Annotated in this window: 13 protein-coding genes; 5 read left to right on the forward strand and 8 right to left on the reverse strand. The window is 64.8% G+C overall.

The genetic code is table 11. The features are described 5' to 3' along the window. Positions 1-6: 6 nt before the first annotated feature. From CO669_RS33990 to CO669_RS34005, 4 genes are all read right to left on the reverse strand, one after another. The gene (locus tag CO669_RS33990; protein WP_097666351.1) at positions 7-1,224 is read right to left on the reverse strand and encodes a substrate-binding protein; all 1,218 of its coding nucleotides are present in this window, start codon (positions 1,222-1,224) and stop codon (positions 7-9) included. Positions 1,225-1,226: 2 nt separating this feature from the next. Then, positions 1,227-2,084, reverse strand: coding sequence for a branched-chain amino acid ABC transporter permease (locus CO669_RS33995; protein WP_097666349.1), 858 nt, complete (start codon positions 2,082-2,084; stop codon positions 1,227-1,229). Positions 2,085-2,120: 36 nt separating this feature from the next. Next, positions 2,121-3,635, reverse strand: a complete 1,515-nt coding sequence (locus CO669_RS34000) for an amidase (RefSeq protein WP_097666347.1) — start codon at positions 3,633-3,635, stop codon at positions 2,121-2,123. A 154-nt stretch (positions 3,636-3,789) separates the two neighbouring features. Beyond that, positions 3,790-4,974: a substrate-binding domain-containing protein gene (locus CO669_RS34005; RefSeq protein ID WP_198964376.1), complete on the reverse strand. Its 1,185-nt coding sequence runs from the start codon at positions 4,972-4,974 to the stop codon at positions 3,790-3,792. Positions 4,975-5,153: 179 nt separating this feature from the next. Here CO669_RS34005 and CO669_RS34010 point away from each other — a divergent pair, with 179 nt between their 5' ends. Beyond that, a complete protein-coding gene (locus CO669_RS34010) occupies positions 5,154-5,597 on the forward strand; it encodes a MarR family winged helix-turn-helix transcriptional regulator (protein ID WP_097666343.1) in 444 nt (147 codons plus the stop codon). Between the two features lie 194 nt (positions 5,598-5,791). Here CO669_RS34010 and CO669_RS34015 read toward each other — a convergent pair whose 3' ends face one another. Continuing rightward, the gene (locus CO669_RS34015; RefSeq protein WP_143278775.1) at positions 5,792-6,196 is read right to left on the reverse strand and encodes a DUF6006 family protein; all 405 of its coding nucleotides are present in this window, start codon (positions 6,194-6,196) and stop codon (positions 5,792-5,794) included. Positions 6,197-6,730: 534 nt separating this feature from the next. Next, positions 6,731-9,571, reverse strand: coding sequence for a preprotein translocase subunit SecA (secA, locus tag CO669_RS34025; protein ID WP_097666337.1), 2,841 nt, complete (start codon positions 9,569-9,571; stop codon positions 6,731-6,733). A gap of 354 nt (positions 9,572-9,925) precedes the next feature. Here secA and CO669_RS34030 point away from each other — a divergent pair, with 354 nt between their 5' ends. Together CO669_RS34030 and argJ are read left to right on the forward strand one after the other, a co-directional pair. Further along, positions 9,926-10,846 carry a peptidylprolyl isomerase gene (locus CO669_RS34030; RefSeq protein ID WP_198964375.1) on the forward strand — a complete coding sequence of 307 codons (921 nt, stop codon included), beginning with the start codon at positions 9,926-9,928 and terminating at the stop codon, positions 10,844-10,846. A gap of 102 nt (positions 10,847-10,948) precedes the next feature. Continuing rightward, complete coding sequence (gene argJ / locus CO669_RS34035) at positions 10,949-12,208, forward strand: bifunctional glutamate N-acetyltransferase/amino-acid acetyltransferase ArgJ (RefSeq protein WP_097666333.1); 1,260 nt, start codon at positions 10,949-10,951, stop codon at positions 12,206-12,208. Between the two features lie 164 nt (positions 12,209-12,372). Here the strand turns inward: argJ and CO669_RS34040 are convergent, their stop codons facing one another. After that, the gene (locus tag CO669_RS34040) at positions 12,373-13,704 is read right to left on the reverse strand and encodes a TadE/TadG family type IV pilus assembly protein (protein ID WP_097666331.1); all 1,332 of its coding nucleotides are present in this window, start codon (positions 13,702-13,704) and stop codon (positions 12,373-12,375) included. A gap of 140 nt (positions 13,705-13,844) precedes the next feature. Here CO669_RS34040 and CO669_RS34045 point away from each other — a divergent pair, with 140 nt between their 5' ends. After that, positions 13,845-14,255, forward strand: a complete 411-nt coding sequence (locus tag CO669_RS34045) for a (deoxy)nucleoside triphosphate pyrophosphohydrolase (RefSeq protein ID WP_097666329.1) — start codon at positions 13,845-13,847, stop codon at positions 14,253-14,255. Between the two features lie 132 nt (positions 14,256-14,387). Here CO669_RS34045 and CO669_RS34050 read toward each other — a convergent pair whose 3' ends face one another. Further along, entirely contained in the window at positions 14,388-15,233 is an 846-nt protein-coding gene (locus tag CO669_RS34050) for a methyltransferase domain-containing protein (protein ID WP_198964374.1), read from the reverse strand. 215 nt (positions 15,234-15,448) lie between these two features. Here CO669_RS34050 and CO669_RS34055 point away from each other — a divergent pair, with 215 nt between their 5' ends. After that, entirely contained in the window at positions 15,449-16,246 is a 798-nt protein-coding gene (locus tag CO669_RS34055) for a ComF family protein (RefSeq protein WP_097666325.1), read from the forward strand. Positions 16,247-16,343 lie beyond the last annotated feature (97 nt).

Here is a 16,343-nt window from a genome sequence, read left to right on the forward strand (position 1 = left end):
TCCGCCTCAGCATTCCTTGGGATCGACCAGACCCTCGCTGCGCGCGACGATCTCGTAGTTCCCGGCCTTGGCGACCGCGGTGTACATCTTCATCTTGCAGTGCCGCTTGCCGGGGACCATCTCGGCAGGTCCGCCCGGACCTTCGGCGATCTTGGCGTGGTCAAGCGCCGCGGCAACGGACTCGCGGTCGATCTTGCCGGCTTCCTTCACCGCGGCTTCCCACAGCTTGAGACCGCGATAGGTGCCGGTGGCGGCACTGCCGGCGGCAAACAGGAAGTTGCCGGGGAAGTCCTTCTCGTAGGCCGCCTGGATCTTGGCGTCGAACGGGTTCTCCTTGGTCAGCACCTTGAAATAGTCGAGGCAGCTGGCGAGCCCCTCGATCTCGGCGGCCTGGTTGATGTTGAGAGTGTTCTCGTCATAGTAGACGCAGGCGAGCCGGCCGCCGTTCTTGAGGAAACCCGCTTCATAGAGCTGTTTGAAGAACGGACCGACGCCCGGCGGAATGACCGTGTTGAAGACCACGTCGACCTTGTTGGAGATGATGCGGTTGACGGTCGCGGAGAAGTCGACCTGGTCGAGCGGGTAGTATTCCTCGAACACGACCTCGCCGCCGTTGGCTTCGATCACCTTGCGGGCGTAGACGTTGAGGGTGTGAGGCCAGACATAGTTGGCGCTCGGCAGCGCGAACTTCTTGCCGCCGTTCTTGATCAGCCAGGGGATGAACTCGTCGCATTGCTGCGCCGGGGTCGGCCCGGTGCAGAACAGATAGGGCGTACACTCCTTGCCCTCGTAGAGCTGCGGATAGATGTAGAGCGTCTTGCCGCGCGCCACGATCGGGTCCTTGATCGCGTTGCGCATCGAGGAGGTGATGCCGCCGAGCACCATGTCGACCTTGTCGCGCTGGATCAGCTTGCGCACGTTGCCGACGGCGACGGATTCGTTCGAGGCGGTATCCTCGATGTAGAGCTCGAGCGGACGGCCGAGCAGGCCGCCGGCGGCGTTGATCTCCTTGATCACCATTTTGGCGACGTTGGCGTCGGCGTTGCCGGCATAGGCGATCGGACCGGTGAGATCGGTGGCGATGCCGACCTTGATTGGCGCCTCGGCCGCGTTGGCCCAGGGCGCTGGAATCACCCAGCTGCCGATGCCGGTCGCGACCGCGCCGGAAGCAAAGGCGAAATTGGAGAGGAAGCGGCGGCGCGAGAGCTGCGTGCGATCGAACATGACTAAACCCCTTTTCCAGCGATGAGGCCCTGCGGGCGGAATTTGATGAAGACAATGGCGAGCACGAAGACGAGGACGTCGGCGACGACAGGCGCCATGATCCATGGCAGCGCCGCGCTGAGCGTGCCGATGACGCCGGCACCCGCGACCGGTCCGATGAAGGATCCGACACCGCCGACCATGACGGCGACGAAGCCCTGGATCAGGAAGCGCAGGCCGAGATCGGCGTAGAGGCTGAACACCGGCACGATCAGCGCGCCAGCAAGACCGGCGAGCGCGGAGCCGAACGCGAAGGTGGCGCCGTACATCAAGGGCGTGGAAATGCCGGAGGCGCGGGCCAGCGACGGGTTCTCCAGCGTGGCGCGCATGCGCAGGCCAAAGCTGGTACGCGACAGCAGCAGATAGCACCCTGCCATCACCAGGAGCGTGATGACGATGATGGTGAAGCGCCAGGCCGAGATGTGCATGGCGCCGATGTCGATCGAGCCGCCGATCGGCTCCGGCACGGTGAGATAGAAGCCACCGATCAGGCCGCGCACGGATTCGCGGATGATGAGGCCGAGCGCATAGGTGCCGAGCATGGCCACGATCGGCGCGGCGTAGAAGCGGCGGATGATCAGCGCCTCCAGCACGAAGCCGAGCCCGCCGACCAGGAATGGCGCCGCGACCATGCCGGCCCAGATCGGCAGGCCCTTGGCATAGGCGAGATAGGTGATGTAGGCCCCGAGCAGGACGAACTCGCCCTGCGCGAAATTGAAGATGCCCATCATGCTGGCGATGATCCCCAGCCCCAGCACGATCAATACGATGATCGCGCCGAAGCTCAGGATCTCGAACGCTGCGACGAACGCGTTAGCCATGCGTTGCCGCTCCGCTCGTGTTCACGGGGGTTCCGCTCACATCTTCTTCCAGTCGCCGATCTGCTCGAAGGCATGCGCGGCGCGGTAGATGGTGGATTCCTCGAACATGCGCCCCACCAGCATCAGACCGACAGGCAGGCCGTCGACCATGCCGCAGGGCAACGACATCGCGGGATGATGGGTGATGTCGAACGGCGCGGTGTTGGAGATCATCTCCAGCGCGCGGGCAACGTATTCCTCGCGGCTGGCGGTGGGCTCCGGCAGCTTGGTCGCCTTCATCGGCGTGGTCGGCATCAGCAGCAGGTCGTAGTCCTTGAACGCCTTGTCGTAGGCGGCGGTCAGGCGGCGCGAGATGTTGAGTGCCTTGCCGTAGAAGCGCGGACCGAAATTGTTGTTGATGTAGGTGCCGAGCATCATGAACAGTTTCGTGGTCTCGGACAGCGAATCGGCCTGCCGGCGCCAGCCGCGATGGAAATCCATCAGCGAGGTCGAGTAGAGATCGCCGCGGCTGAGGCCGTAGCCGTCGCCGAACATCATGGTCTGGGTCAGGCCTTCGGTGCCGATCGGGGTCCAGATCGCGCCGCCCAGGAGGTGCATCGGGATCGAGACGGTCTCGACGGTGGCGCCGAGATCCCTGAAGCGCTTTGCAGCCTCGCGCACGCTTTCATTCACGGCAGCCTCTGCGACCGGCTGCTCAAAACCTTCCTTGACGATGCCGATCTTCATGCCCTTGACGCCCTGGCCGAGCGCCTTGGTGTATTCCTCGACCTTCGGTGCCTTGATGCGGGGATCGTAGCCGTCGTCGCCGGCGAGCACTTCGAGCAGCAGCGCGTTGTCGGCGACCGTTGCCGTCATCGGGCCGGTGTGGTCGACATAGATCTCGATCGGCATGATGCCCGTATAGGGCACGAGGCCCCAGGTCGGCTTCATGCCGTAGGTGCCGCAGAACGAGGACGGCATGCGGATCGAGCCGCCCTGATCGCCGCCGATCGCCATGTCGACCTCGCCGAGCGCGACCACGACGCCCGAGCCCGAGGACGAGCCGCCGGCCGAGTAACCCATCTTGTGCGGATTGTGCACCGGCCCGTAGGAGCCGGTGTGGCTGCCGCCGGACAGGCAGAAATGCTCGCAATGCACCTTGCCCTTGATCTCGGCGCCGGCATCCAGCATGCGCGTGACGATGGTGGCATCGAAATCAGGCACGTAGCCTTCCAGCGTCGACGAGCCATTGGTCATGGGAACGCCGGCCAGCATGATGTTGTCTTTCAGGGCGACGGTCTTGCCCTTGAGCTTGCCGCTGGCGGCGCCCTTCACGGTCGATTTGCGATACCAGGCGTTGCGCGGGTTCTCCTCCGCCGCGGGCCGGTAGCCGGGCGTGCGCGGATATTTCACCTCGGGCAGCTCGTCCGGCATCGCGGCAACGAGATTGTAGGCCTCGATCGAGCCCTGCATCAGGCCGCGGAACGAAGTGACGTCCTCGTCGGTGAGCGAAAGGCCGCATTGCTCGGCGACACTGCGAAGCTGGGCTGGCGTGGGAAGGGCAACTGTCACGGCGCTCTCCTGAAGTTTTCTGGATCAGTCCTTGGGCGTGCGGTCGCGTTTGGCGCGACGAGCGCACCGGCCCGGCGGAAACATTCAAAACGGAAATATTTTCCTTTTCAAGTATTATTTTGCAAGCCGGCCCACGGGAATTGCCGCGGCGAGGTCAGATCGGCTTGATCAGCTTGAAATCGAGACCGTCGGCTTCAGCCAGATGCATCGGCATCCGCGCGCGCCCGTCGCGGATGGTGACCGGGCCGCGGGCGCCGCTGTAGACGATGTTGCGGCCGGCCGCGAGCATCGGGCCCATCGACAGCGAACCGGCCTTGTTCGCGACGGCTTCGAGAAAGCGCAGCCCCTCGTAACTGGACTGCCCGACCGAGCCGATCGGCGGCGCGGTCGGCCCGAACATCGCGTGGTATCGGCTCTGGAATTCGTCATTGGCGCGCGCGCCCGTGCCGGTGAAATAGCCGGAGGCGCAAAACATGTTCTCGCTGTTGTCGGCGCCGATGCCGAGCAGCACGGTCTCGTCCATCGCGCCCGCGAGCCGCAGCGTCGTGGCGCCGAGCCCGCATTCGCCGAAGGCACGGTTGAAGGTGACGCTGTCGGTGCCGATCAGCGAGATCAGCACCACGTCGGGCTTCGCGGCGCGGATACGCGCCAGATGCGGCTCGTGGTTGTCCTCGCCGAGAGGAACGAACTCTTCGCCGACGACGTGGCCTCCGGTTTCCCTGATGTAGTTCTTCACCGCGCGGTGCGATTGCCAGGGCCAGACGTAATCGCTGCCGATCAGGTACCAGCGCCGGGCCTTCTTGACGTCGGCAAGCCAGTGGATCGACGGCCGGCTCTGCCAGCGCGGGGTCTCGCCGATCGCCATCACGCCAGGCGTGCGCTCGCCGCCCTCGTAGACCGGCGTGTAGATGTAGGGGATGCGATGGCGCGTGGTGACGTCGCGCAAGGCCACGCGGACCGCGCTGGTGTGCAGGCCGACGATCAGATCGACCTCGTCGAACGCGATCGCCTGTTCGGCACGGTCCAGGACCTCATCCAGCGGCCCGCCGGCGTCGTAGATGGACAGCTCGATCTCGCGGCCGAGGATGCCACCCCGCCTGTTGATCTCGGCGACGGCGAGTTGCGCGCTGTTGGTGGCGCAGGGGCCCCAGACGCCGGGCGAGCCGGAGCAGCAGATGAAGCCGCCGATGCGGAGCCTGTTGCTGCCGCGCCGCCTGAGGAGAGCGTGATCGTGCGGCGACAGCGCGCCGTCAGCCGCCGATGACGACAGATTCCTGAGCAGCATGGACGGCGGCAACGCCGGACCGCCGTGAGCCGGGAAGTTTACCGTCGCGCGCACGCCAACTCCTGTCTGGCAGCAGACCTGAAAGCACATTCTGCGGGCGGCCGCGGCATCCGCCCTTTTGTTGGGCAATGATCCTATTTTGAAAATATTGAATATTCAACAATTGAAGTGCATATAGATGCAGCATTGATTGCAAGACATTCACTCATTTGGGTCAAGACGAAGTCTTAGCCGTGGCAAAACCGACCAAAACAAACACCCCGATCACCGAACACCTCGCCTATCTGCTCGCGCAAGCCAACCGGGAGATCAACCGGCAGCTCGAACTGCGGTTGAGCAAGGAAGGCGTTCCGGTCGAGCAATGGCGCATCCTGAAGGTGCTGTCGGATGGCAACGGCCATTCGATGGGCGAGCTCGCGGAGGCCGTGCTGCTCAACCATCCGACGCTGACCAAGATGATCGACCGCATGGTCTCGGACACGCTGGTCTATCGCGTGCAGGACCCGAACGACCGCCGCAAGGTGCTGATGTTCATCTCCGACCGCGGCAAGGTGCTGTGCAAGAAGCTCAACTCGCTCGCGGTCGACCAGGAGGAGCACATCCTGGAAAGCTACGGCGACAAGCCGACGAGCGAATTGAAGCGGCTGCTGGAGAGCTTGATCGACAGCTCGAATTAATGCGAGCGTGGGGGCCTTGCGAAGCCGACACGCTCATCTGCCATTCAATGCAGGGAGAGAGTCTCTCCACGAAAGCACGCGCGCTGGTCACGCCGGCTGGCGTTGGCGCTCACAGCGCGCATCCGGGCCTTGTTCAGTCCTCTAGGCTCGCCTTCGAGTCCAGGCGGAGGATAAGCAGGCGCCGCATGATGGCATCATCGCCAGCACGAGAGGCGATAGCGTTGGCCGTTCCATGTCGTCCAGCCCGCGGCCTTGTTGCTGACCGGTTTGGCCAAATACCATTTATTGCCGTCGGCATGGTTGAAGTAGACGCCGCCCTGCGTCCCGGTGCGCGGATTTGTCAACTTCACCCATCGCGAGCCATTGTCCGAGAAGCTGCCTGCCCAGCGTGCTCCCGAACTGGTGGTGCAGGTGTCGCCGTCGCAGCTTGTTTGACTGTCATCAACGGCGGCCCATTTCATCCGGGCGGGCCGGCCGTCGATGTTGCACGACCATGTTCCGCCCCACCATCCGCCCACTTGGCTCGCAGGCGCGGAACCGCAGGCTAAGAAACTCAGGGCAAGAACACACAAGGTGGTGGGCAGCGCGCGTCTGGACATTGTCTGGCTCCCAATTCTCGGCCCCGTGCGATTCAATCAAACATGGATTGGGCTCTGCAGAGGTGATCCAGATCACATGAGCAGTAGCAAAAGATTGAATGATCTACCCGCAGGCATTGTCCGAGACATGATGCCGCGCCTCGCGCCATCGGCTTCCGGGCTGCGGCTGCGCAGCCGGACGAGCGCGTGGCCGCGGACAATCTGCAGCAGCAGCCCACGGAACTGATCAAAGGAGCAGGCGCTGCAGGCCACGCGCGTACAACGGGGCAATCGTCTCGCGAAGGTGATGAACGGGCCGAGGACCAGTTCGCTCAACATCGGGGCCGGCTGCCAAATGGCCAAAGCGTGCTCAGCCGCGCGTGACGGAAGCCGGGCCCTCACAAACGTGAGGCAGCCATCCTCACTGGCGTGCGCCTACCATTCGTGATGCACCTGAAGATCAGCAGGCGCCACATGGATCGGAAGCATTCCAACCCCGGGCGAACTCGTAGGCCAATACGGCACCGCGCGTTCGCCGGGTATTGAGATCATCGATCAGGCGTACCGCCCGTGGCAGTGCTTGTACTTCTTGCCCGAGCCGCAAGGGCAATCCTCGTTGCGGCCGACCTTGCCCCAGCTCGCCGGATTCTTCGGATCGCGCAGCGCCGCGTCGGAGGCCTGCGCCCCGAGCGAGACGTTGGCGATGGCCATTTCGTCCTCGCCGGTGTTCGGATCGAACTTGTGAGCTTCCATTTGCGGCAGAGCAGGAGCTTCCTGCTCCGGCGGAACGATCTCGACGCGCATCAACTGCGCCGTGACGGCCTCGCGCAAGTGAGCGCTCATCTCCTGGAAGAGGTTGAAGGCTTCCGTCTTGTACTCCTGCAAGGGATCGCGCTGGCCGTAGCCGCGCAGGCCGATGACCTGGCGCAGATGGTCGAGCATGATCAGATGCTCGCGCCAGAGATGGTCGAGCGTCTGCAACAGAATGGTCTTCTCGACGTAACGCATCACGTCGGGACCCCATTGCGCGACCTTGGCCGCCATATGCTCGTCGGCCTTGGTCTCGATGCGGGTGAGCAGCTCCTCGTCGGCGATGCCCTCTTCCTTGGCCCATTCGTCGACGGGCAGGTCGAGGTCGAGCACGCGCTTCAATTCGTCCTTCAGGCCCGCCACGTCCCACTGCTCGGCATAGGCATGCTCGGGCACGTGCTTGGCAACGAGGTCGTCGATGAAAGCGTGACGCATGTCGGTCACGGTCTCGGCAACGCTCTCGTCCTTCATGAGGTCGACGCGCTGGTCGAAGATCACCTTGCGCTGGTCGTTCTGGACGTTGTCGAACTTGAGCAGGTTCTTGCGGATGTCGAAGTTGCGGGCCTCGACCTTCTGCTGCGCCTTCTCGAGCGCCTTGTTGATCCAGGGATGGATGATGGCCTCGCCCTCTTGCAGGCCGAGACGCTGCAGCATGCTGTCGAGACGGTCCGAACCGAAGATGCGCATCAGATCGTCTTCCAGCGACAGGAAGAACTTGGAGCGGCCGGGGTCGCCCTGACGGCCGGAACGGCCGCGCAGCTGGTTGTCGATGCGGCGGGATTCGTGACGCTCGGAGCCGATGATGTAGAGGCCGCCGGGCTTCTTCACGGTCTTGGCGGGCTTGCTCCCCTTCGCCGGCTCGAGCTCGACGGTCTCCTCGGCCTTCAGCACGATGTCGCGGAAATGCTCGATGTCGGCCTTGATCTGCTCGATCTTCTTCGCCTTCTCGGCTTCGTCCTCGATGCCGGCGGTCTCCTGCTGGATCCGCATTTCGAGCGAGCCGCCGAGCTTGATGTCGGTACCGCGGCCGGCCATGTTGGTGGCGATCGTGATCGCGCCGGGAACGCCGGCCTCGGCGACGATATAGGCTTCCTGCTCGTGGAAGCGCGCGTTCAGCACCGCGAACAGCTTTGCCGGCTTGTTGGCGCGCGCTGCGGCGTACAGCTTCTGCATCGAGTTCTCGTTGCCGAAATCGATCTGCCGGTAGCCGTGCTTCTTGAGGTATTCGGCGATCACTTCCGACTTCTCGATCGAGGCGGTGCCGACCAGGACCGGCTGCAGCCGCGCATTGGCGCGTTCGATCTCGGCCAGGATTGCCGCGTATTTCTCGTTCTGGGTGCGATAGACCTCGTCGTCCTCGTCGAGACGAGCGACTGCCAGATTGGTCGGGATCTCCACGACCTCGAGCTTGTAGATGTCGAACAGCTCGTCGGCTTCCGTCAGCGCCGTGCCGGTCATGCCGGCGAGCTTCTCGTACATGCGGAAGTAGTTCTGGAAGGTGATCGAGGCCAGCGTCTGGTTCTCGGGCTGGACCGTCACGTGCTCCTTGGCCTCCAGCGCCTGGTGCAGGCCCTCGGAGTAGCGGCGGCCCTGCATCATGCGTCCGGTGAACTCGTCGATGATGACGACCTCGTCGTCGCGGACGATGTAGTCCTTGTCGCGGGTGAACAGGGTGTGAGCGCGCAGCGCCTGGTTGATGTGGTGCACGACGGAGACGTTCTCGACGTCGTAGAGCGACTCGCCCTTGAGCTGGCCGGCATCGCGCAACAGCCCTTCGATCTTCTCCATGCCGGCTTCGGTGAGCGTCACCGTGCGCTGCTTCTCGTCGACATCGTAATCGGCCTTGTCGAGCTTGGGCAGGAACGAATCGATGGTGTTGTAGAAATCGGAGCGGTCGTCGAGCGGACCGGAGATGATCAGCGGCGTACGCGCTTCGTCGATCAGGATGGAGTCGACTTCGTCGACGATGGCGTAGAAGTGCGGCCGCTGGACCATGTCCTCGAGCCGGTACTTCATGTTGTCGCGCAGATAGTCGAAGCCGTATTCGTTGTTGGTGCCGTAAGTGATGTCGCAGGCATAGGCGGCCTTGCGCTCGGCGTCGTCGAGGCCGTGCACGATCACGCCGGTGGTCAGGCCGAGGAAGCCGTAGATCTGGCCCATCCAGCCGGAGTCGCGGCGGGCGAGGTAATCGTTGACGGTAACGACGTGGACGCCCTTGCCGGCGAGCGCGTTGAGGTAGACCGCGAGCGTCGCGACCAGCGTCTTGCCTTCGCCGGTCTTCATTTCGGCGATGTCGCCCTCGTGCAGGACCATGCCGCCGATCAGCTGGACGTCGAAATGGCGCTGGCCGAGGGTGCGCTTGGCCGCCTCGCGCACGGTGGCGAAGGCGGGCACCAGCAGGTCGTCGAGCGTCTTGCCCTCGGCGAGCTGCTTCTTGAACTCGGCGGTGCGGGCCTTGAGCGCCTCGTCCGAGAGCTTGGAAACCTCGGGCTCCAGCGCGTTGATCGCGTTGACGCGGGACTGGTATCCCTTCACCCGCCGGTCGTTGGCGGAGCCGAAAAACTTGCGGGCGAGCGCGCCGATCATGCCTAGTTCCTGTGTTCGCGAATTAACCGCGTTGCAGCCAAGAAGTTGTCACCCGCCTGCCTATCAACTCACCGTGACGCCTGATGGCGCCTACAGCCCGGACTGCGGGGGTCGTCCGCCATATGGGTGGGAATTGGGCAAGTCTGGGTTCAACGGCCAAAAACGCAGCAAAATAAACGCCATCGCCATGGTCGCGACCGGGCAGAGATATGGCCCGGTCAGGGCCTTGTCAACGGCGGGCGCATTGCGGCTAATTCATCATTTTGACAGACTTTTCGCGTTGCCAAGGCCCCCTGAATTGGGCGAGTGTCCGCCCCGCTCGAGCAGCCCCCTGCTTCAACAAAAGGATTTTCCATGACCACCTCGTTCCCGGTAACCAAAACCGGCCTGCGCTTCGGCCTCGCCACCGCCCTCGTGGGCTGCCTTGCGCTGGCGCTGATCGCGGGTCCCGGCCGGGCCGCTGACGATCCGGTCCTGGCGAAGGTCAACGGCACGGAAATCAAGAAGAGCGACGTCGCCATGGCCGAGGAGGAGCTCGGACCGAGCCTCGCCCAGATGGACCCGGCGACCAAGGACGAGAACGTCCTGTCGTTCCTGATCGACATGAAAATCGTCAGCAAGGCTGCCGAGGACAAGAAGGTCGCCGACGGCGAGGAGTTCAAGAAGCGCCTGGCATTCGCCCGCAACCGGCTTCTGATGGACAGCTTGCTCGCGGGCGAGGGCAAGGCCGCCACCACCCCGGACGCCATGAAGAAGGTCTATGAGGAGGCCTCCAAGCAGATCACCGGCGAGCAGGAGGTGCGCGCCCGCCACATCCTGGTCGAGACCGAGGACGAGGCCAAGGCGGTCAAGGCCGAGCTCGACAAGGGCGGCGATTTCGCCGAGCTCGCCAAGAAGAAGTCCAAGGATCCCGGCTCGGCCGACGGCGGCGATCTCGGCTTCTTCACCAAGGAGCAGATGGTGCCGGAATTCTCCGCGGTGGCCTTCTCGCTGGAGCCGGGCAAGATCTCCGACCCCGTGAAGTCGCAGTTCGGCTGGCACATCATCAAGGTCGAGGAAAAGCGCAACCGCAAGGCGCCGGATTTCGAGCAGGTCAAGACCCAGATCGAAAGCTACGTCACCCGCAAGGCCCAGGCCGAGTACGTCGCCAAGCTGCGCGCCGAGGCCAAGGTCGAGCGGCTGGACCAGCCGGCGGCGGACGCATCGAAGGATGCGAAGCCGGCCGACGCAGCCAAGCCGTCCGACAGCAAGATGGCGCCGCCCGCGAAGAAGTAAGAATTCGCTGTCACTTCGCGGACGCCAATAGTATTTAACGTCGCAATGGCCGGGCGCATGCCCGGCCATCTGCATATCCAGACCTCACCAAGGCGCCCCGCGATGTCCTCCTCCGTCTCCCCCCTCGCCCCCAAGAACGTCCCCGACATGCCCGTGATCGCGGGAATCCGCCTTGCGACGGCCGAGGCCGGCATCCGCTACAAGAACCGCACCGACGTGCTGCTGGCGGTGATGGACAAGGGCACCACGGTCGCCGGCGTCTTCACCAAGTCCAAATGCCCCTCCGCACCGGTCGAATGGTGCCGCGCCAAGCTGAAGGGCGGCGTATCTTCTAAAAAAGGATTGGCGCGCGCGCTCGTCGTCAATTCCGGCAACGCCAATGCCTTCACCGGCAAGACCGGCCGCGCCTCGACCGCGTTGACCGCGAAGATCGCGGCCAAGGCGGTCGGATGCAGCGAAAGCGAGATCTTCCTGGCCTCGACCGGCGTGATCGGCGAACCGCTGGATGCGACCAAGTTCGACGGCGTGCTGGGCCGCCTCGCCGAGACCGCCGAGCCCGGCGACTATCTCGCCGCGGCCAAGGCGATCATGACCACCGACACCTTCCCGAAGGTCGCGACCGCGACCGTCAAGCTCGGCAAGGCCAAGGTCACCATCAACGGCATGGCCAAGGGCGCCGGCATGATCGCGCCCGACATGGCGACGATGCTGTCCTTCATCTTCACCGACGCACCGATCGCGCCCGCGGCGCTGCAGGCGCTGCTCAAGGCCGGCGTCGAGGACACGTTCAACGCGGTCACGATCGACGGCGACACCTCGACCTCGGACACGTTGCTGGCCTTCGCCACCGGCGCGGCCGCCGAGCACGGCGCGCCAAAGATCAGCCGCGCCAGCGACCCGCGCCTGAAGGCCTTCGTGAAGGCGTTCAACCAGGTTCTGGCGAACCTGTCCGAGCAGGTGGCGCGCGACGGCGAAGGCGCCCGCAAGCTGGTCGAGATCACCGTCGAGGGGGCCAAGACCAAGGCCTCGGCGCGCAGAATCGCGATGTCGATCGCCAACTCGCCGCTGGTGAAGACCGCGATCGCCGGCGAGGACGCGAATTGGGGCCGCGTCGTGATGGCGGTCGGCAAGGCCGGTGAGCCGGCCGATCGCGACAAGCTCTCGATCTCCTTCAACGGCATCCGCGTCGCCAGGAACGGCGCGCGCGATCCGTCCTATGACGAGGTGCAGGTATCGGAAGCGATGAAGGCCCCCGAGATCGCGATTCTGGTCTCGCTCGGCCTCGGCAAGGGCCGCGACCGCGTGCTGACCTGCGACCTCACCAAGGAATATGTGGCGATCAACGGGGACTACAGGTCGTAAGTCAGGCCCACCACACCCCTCCGGCCGTCCTGAGGCGCTCGCGAAGCGAGCCTCGAAGGATGCCGGCCCCGCTGTAACTGCGCGGAGAGAGCCGCTCCGTCGCCCTCGAGGGCCGCTGACGAAGCGGCCAGCTCAGAGCGACGGAGATCGCGCCTTGCTTCGGATCACCCCGAAATCCGGGCGTCCGCGACCGCTTTCCGGAACAGCGCATTCATCGCATCCGAGATGCCCTGGGTCGGGCTGACCTCGAAATACAGCCCCGGCGAGGCGCAGCTCTGCATGTTGTCGGCGATCTCGCTGTTCGGCGAGGGACCGAACGGGCCCTTGTTGAAGGGGTCGATGTAGGTCATGTACCAGGAGTTGGTCGGCAGCTGCAGATAGGTGGTGTAGAGCACCGCGATCTTGATGCCGCGATTCTTGATGGTGGTGCAGAGCGAGACGTCGATCGGCGACTGGCAGCGCCCGCCGCTCACGAGCGGCTTGGAGCAACCGGTATTGTACTCGTCGGCAACACCGTCCGAGACGAAGAACAGATATTTCAGCGGCGCAGACGATGTGCCGGCACCCGGCGCGGTGATCGCGGAGTTGATTGCCGGAAAAACCGTGCTGAACTGGGTGTCCTTGTCGGCGGTGTAGGAATCGTTGTTGCCGTAGACGCCCATCAGGTCGATGCCGCCCGCCGCCGTCTTGGCACTCGACAGGCTCGCCGACAGCGAGAACAGCGCGCGCAGACCGATGGTTTTTGAAGATGCGCCGAAATCGTAGATCGCCATGCGGAACTGGTTCGAATAGGTCTCGCTGGCCGCGGCGGTATCCATCAGCGACTGGGTCGCGCTGCGCAATACGTCGATTCGCGTCGTGACGCCGAGCGTCTTGGCGAGATTGTAGTAGTTGTTCGAGTCGTTGTAGTCGTGGCATGCGAAGGCGCATTTGTCCGACGTGTTGTTGACCATCTTGGTCACGTCGGCCGGCGTCGCCGCTACGCCCATCGACGGCGAATTGTCCAGCAGGAGGTAGAAGTCGACATAGAGCGGCATGCTGGCCGTCGCCGTCGACGTGCCGCTCATCGCCAGCGCGGTCTTGCCGATCACACCGAGGAACATGGTCTTGACGCTGGCGCTGAACGCCACGGTCGAGGTGACCGTCGAGCCGCTCTTGACCACCGTCGGCGTGACGCTGTTGAGCGTGTAGCCGGTCAGGTTGGCGACGTTGGCATTGAAGATGTTCTTGGCATCGGTGACGCCGACCGGGATCCCGCCGTCCGAGGTCATCGTGCCTGCCGCGGCGAATCCCGGCGAGGCCTTGGCGACTGCGCCGACGCTGGCCGCGTCGGCCGCGGCCTGAAGCTTGGCCCGAATCTGCGTCGCGCGGGAGTAATCGACGGCGCAGCCAATCACCGTGATCAGGGGAACGCAGGCGAGCGCGAAAATCACCGCGATATTGCCGCGTCGGTCGCGGGCAAACCGGCGGATGGTGGTGCGAAGCACGGCGAGCATGGATTGGCCTGGAATGGTTTAAATATGTTTCCACTCTAGGAACCGTTGATTAAATATGACTTATGCAAACCGCAAAAACGCGGAGCCGCAACGGGGTTAACAAGCCATTGCGAACGATCTTGAGCTGATAACAGAGGCGTATGGCCGATCTCAAACTGACACTGGTGGTGGCCTGCGCGCTCGTCGATGCCGACAAACGCGTCCTGATCGCGCAGCGCCCCGAGGGCAAGACGCTGGCCGGCCTCTGGGAATTTCCCGGCGGCAAGTGTGAGCCCGGCGAGCGGCCAGAGCAGAGCCTGATCCGCGAGCTCAATGAGGAGCTCGGCATCACCGTCGCCGAACCGTGTCTGGCGCCGTTGACCTTCGCGAGCCATGCCTACGAGACCTTCCATCTGCTGATGCCGCTCTACATCTGCCGGCGCTGGGAAGGGCAGGTCGCGCCGCGCGAAGGCCAGACCCTGGCCTGGGTTCGCGCCAACAAGCTGCGCGACTACCCGATGCCGCCCGCGGACATTCCGCTGATCCCGCATCTGATTGATTTGTTGATGTGATTGCACTGTGCCCCGGACGCAGCGCAGCGCTTCTTCAGCGGTGCGCTGCAGAGTCGGGGCCCAAGAATGCCGCAAACTGGGTCCCGGCTCTGCGCAGCAGCGTTTCACGCTGCAGCGCGTCCGGGACACGCGTCACTTCCCCGCCTTCTTCACCGCCTCCGCGAGACTCGCTTTCGCCGACCCCGGCTTCAGCGGCTGCTGCTGGCTCGCGTGCGGGGCCCAGCCGGAGAGCCAGATGATGTCGAACGTGGCACGGATGCGGCCGTCGGCATCGGCAAAACGCTCGGCGTAGATCTCGGCCATGCGCAGCAGCGTCGCGCGCCGGCTCGGCGTGCGGCGGCGCTCGATCAACACATTGGCCGCGCCCATGCGGCGCAGATCCTGCATCAAGGCGAAGGCATTGCCATAGCGCACCACGACGCGGTCGACGTCGGTCACCGGCAGCGCAAAGCCGGCCCGCTGCAGCAGCGCGCCGATGTCCCTGAGATCGGCGAACGGTGCAACGCGCGGCGACACGCCGCCCTCGCATTCGGCCTCGGCCGCGGCAAAGGCCTGGCGCAGCTCGGTCAAGCTGTCGCCGCCGATCATCGCGGCGAGCAGGAGCCCGTCCGGCTTCAGCGCGCGGCGAACCTGCGCCAGCACGCCAGGCAGGTCGTTGACGAATTGCAGCGCCAGCGCCGAGACGACGAGGTCCAGACTTTCGGGTGCGAAGGGCAGCTTTTCCGCGCCGGCCGCCTCGAGCGCGATCCGTTCGATGGAGGGGAGCCGCGCGCGCAGAACCGCAAGATCTTCACCGGGCGTCCAGAGATCGGCCGCGGCGTGAAACTCCCGCATCACCGCCGCCAGCCGGTCGGTCATGTCCTCGGCAACGCGGTCGAGCAGGAACGTCACCCCGCCCTGCGCCCGCGCGCGCCGCTGCCGCGCATACAGCAAGGCGCGATCGAACAGAGCGGGCGGGGTTTGCGGGGGCTGAGCCATGCCGCTGGTTACGCCGATCCAAGTCGTTCTGGCAATCGCTCTCGTGTCCCGGGCGCGGTGCGGAACGCAGTGACGCTCCGCAGAACCGGGACCCATGCCTCGGCGTGCACAAACTTCTGGACCCCGGCTCAGCAGCGCACCGCTGCGCGCTGCGCTGGGTCCGGGGCACGAGAGCGTGGCTTGAGCCAACGAGCGCGGAACGCTAGCCTCTCCCCATGGACGCCGACGCCGCCCCCACCCGCTCCATCGCCGCGCCGCTGCGAGCCGCGTGGACGGCTGGCCGCCATGTGCTGTCGCGGACGGCGCGGCTGGCGCTCGACATCGCGCTGCCGACACAGTGCGTGTCATGCCGCGAGCCGGTCGATGGCGAGGGCGTTTGCGCTTCGTGCTGGGCGCGGCTGTCGTTCATCGAGCGGCCCTATTGCCCGCGGCTCGGCATTCCCTTCGTCTACGACCCCGGCCCCGACATGCTGTCGATGGAGGCGATCGCGAGCCCGCCGGCCTACCAGCGTGCCCGCGCGGCGGTGCGCTACGACGACGTCGCGCGCACGCTGGTGCACGCGCTGAAATACCAGGACCGCACAGACCTGGCGCCGGCGATGGGACGCTGGATGGCGCGGGCGGGCGGCGAGCTACTGAATGGGGCCGATATGCTGGTGCCTGTTCCGCTGCATTGGCGGCGGGCCTGGCGGCGCCGCTACAACCAGTCCGGGGCGCTGGCGCGCGTGATCGAGCGGCAGAGCGGCGTCAGGGTTCGCGGCGAGGTGCTGCGCCGGGTACGCGCCACCGAGCAGCAGATCGGCTTGTCGCGGGCCCAGCGCGCCACCAATGTGCAGGGCGCATTCCAGGTATCTCCGGACCGCCAGGCCGAGGTCCAGGGACGCCGCATCATCCTGATCGACGACGTCCTGACCTCGGGCGCCACGCTGGATGCCTGTGCACGGGCCCTGTTGCGCGCCAAGGCCGCCCAGGTCGACGTGCTGGTCTTCGCCCGGGTTGTGGAGATCAGGTAAAGTCCCATATAATTCAATGAATTCATGACATGAGTTTTTTTTTTACAGGCTGCGGCTATTGCTCCGCCGCCAAATCGCTGCTGACCCGCAAGAAGGT

It is taken from the genome of Bradyrhizobium sp. Y36 (assembly GCF_002531575.1).
Taxonomy (GTDB): Bacteria; Pseudomonadota; Alphaproteobacteria; order Rhizobiales; family Xanthobacteraceae; genus Bradyrhizobium.

What these genes read in the sequence shown, in the direction of transcription:
- CO669_RS34015 (WP_143278775.1), bottom strand. Translation starts at nt 6,196, where the DNA reads ATGTCCAGACGCGCGCTGCCCACCACCTTGTGTGTTCTTGCCCTGAGT.
- secA (WP_097666337.1), bottom strand. Translation starts at nt 9,571, where the DNA reads ATGATCGGCGCGCTCGCCCGCAAGTTTTTCGGCTCCGCCAACGACCGG.
- CO669_RS33990 (WP_097666351.1), bottom strand. Translation starts at nt 1,224, where the DNA reads ATGTTCGATCGCACGCAGCTCTCGCGCCGCCGCTTCCTCTCCAATTTC.
- argJ (WP_097666333.1), top strand. Translation starts at nt 10,949, where the DNA reads ATGTCCTCCTCCGTCTCCCCCCTCGCCCCCAAGAACGTCCCCGACATG.
- CO669_RS33995 (WP_097666349.1), bottom strand. Translation starts at nt 2,084, where the DNA reads ATGGCTAACGCGTTCGTCGCAGCGTTCGAGATCCTGAGCTTCGGCGCG.
- CO669_RS34045 (WP_097666329.1), top strand. Translation starts at nt 13,845, where the DNA reads ATGGCCGATCTCAAACTGACACTGGTGGTGGCCTGCGCGCTCGTCGAT.
- CO669_RS34030 (WP_198964375.1), top strand. Translation starts at nt 9,926, where the DNA reads ATGACCACCTCGTTCCCGGTAACCAAAACCGGCCTGCGCTTCGGCCTC.
- CO669_RS34050 (WP_198964374.1), bottom strand. Translation starts at nt 15,233, where the DNA reads ATGGCTCAGCCCCCGCAAACCCCGCCCGCTCTGTTCGATCGCGCCTTG.
- CO669_RS34055 (WP_097666325.1), top strand. Translation starts at nt 15,449, where the DNA reads ATGGACGCCGACGCCGCCCCCACCCGCTCCATCGCCGCGCCGCTGCGA.
- CO669_RS34040 (WP_097666331.1), bottom strand. Translation starts at nt 13,704, where the DNA reads ATGCTCGCCGTGCTTCGCACCACCATCCGCCGGTTTGCCCGCGACCGA.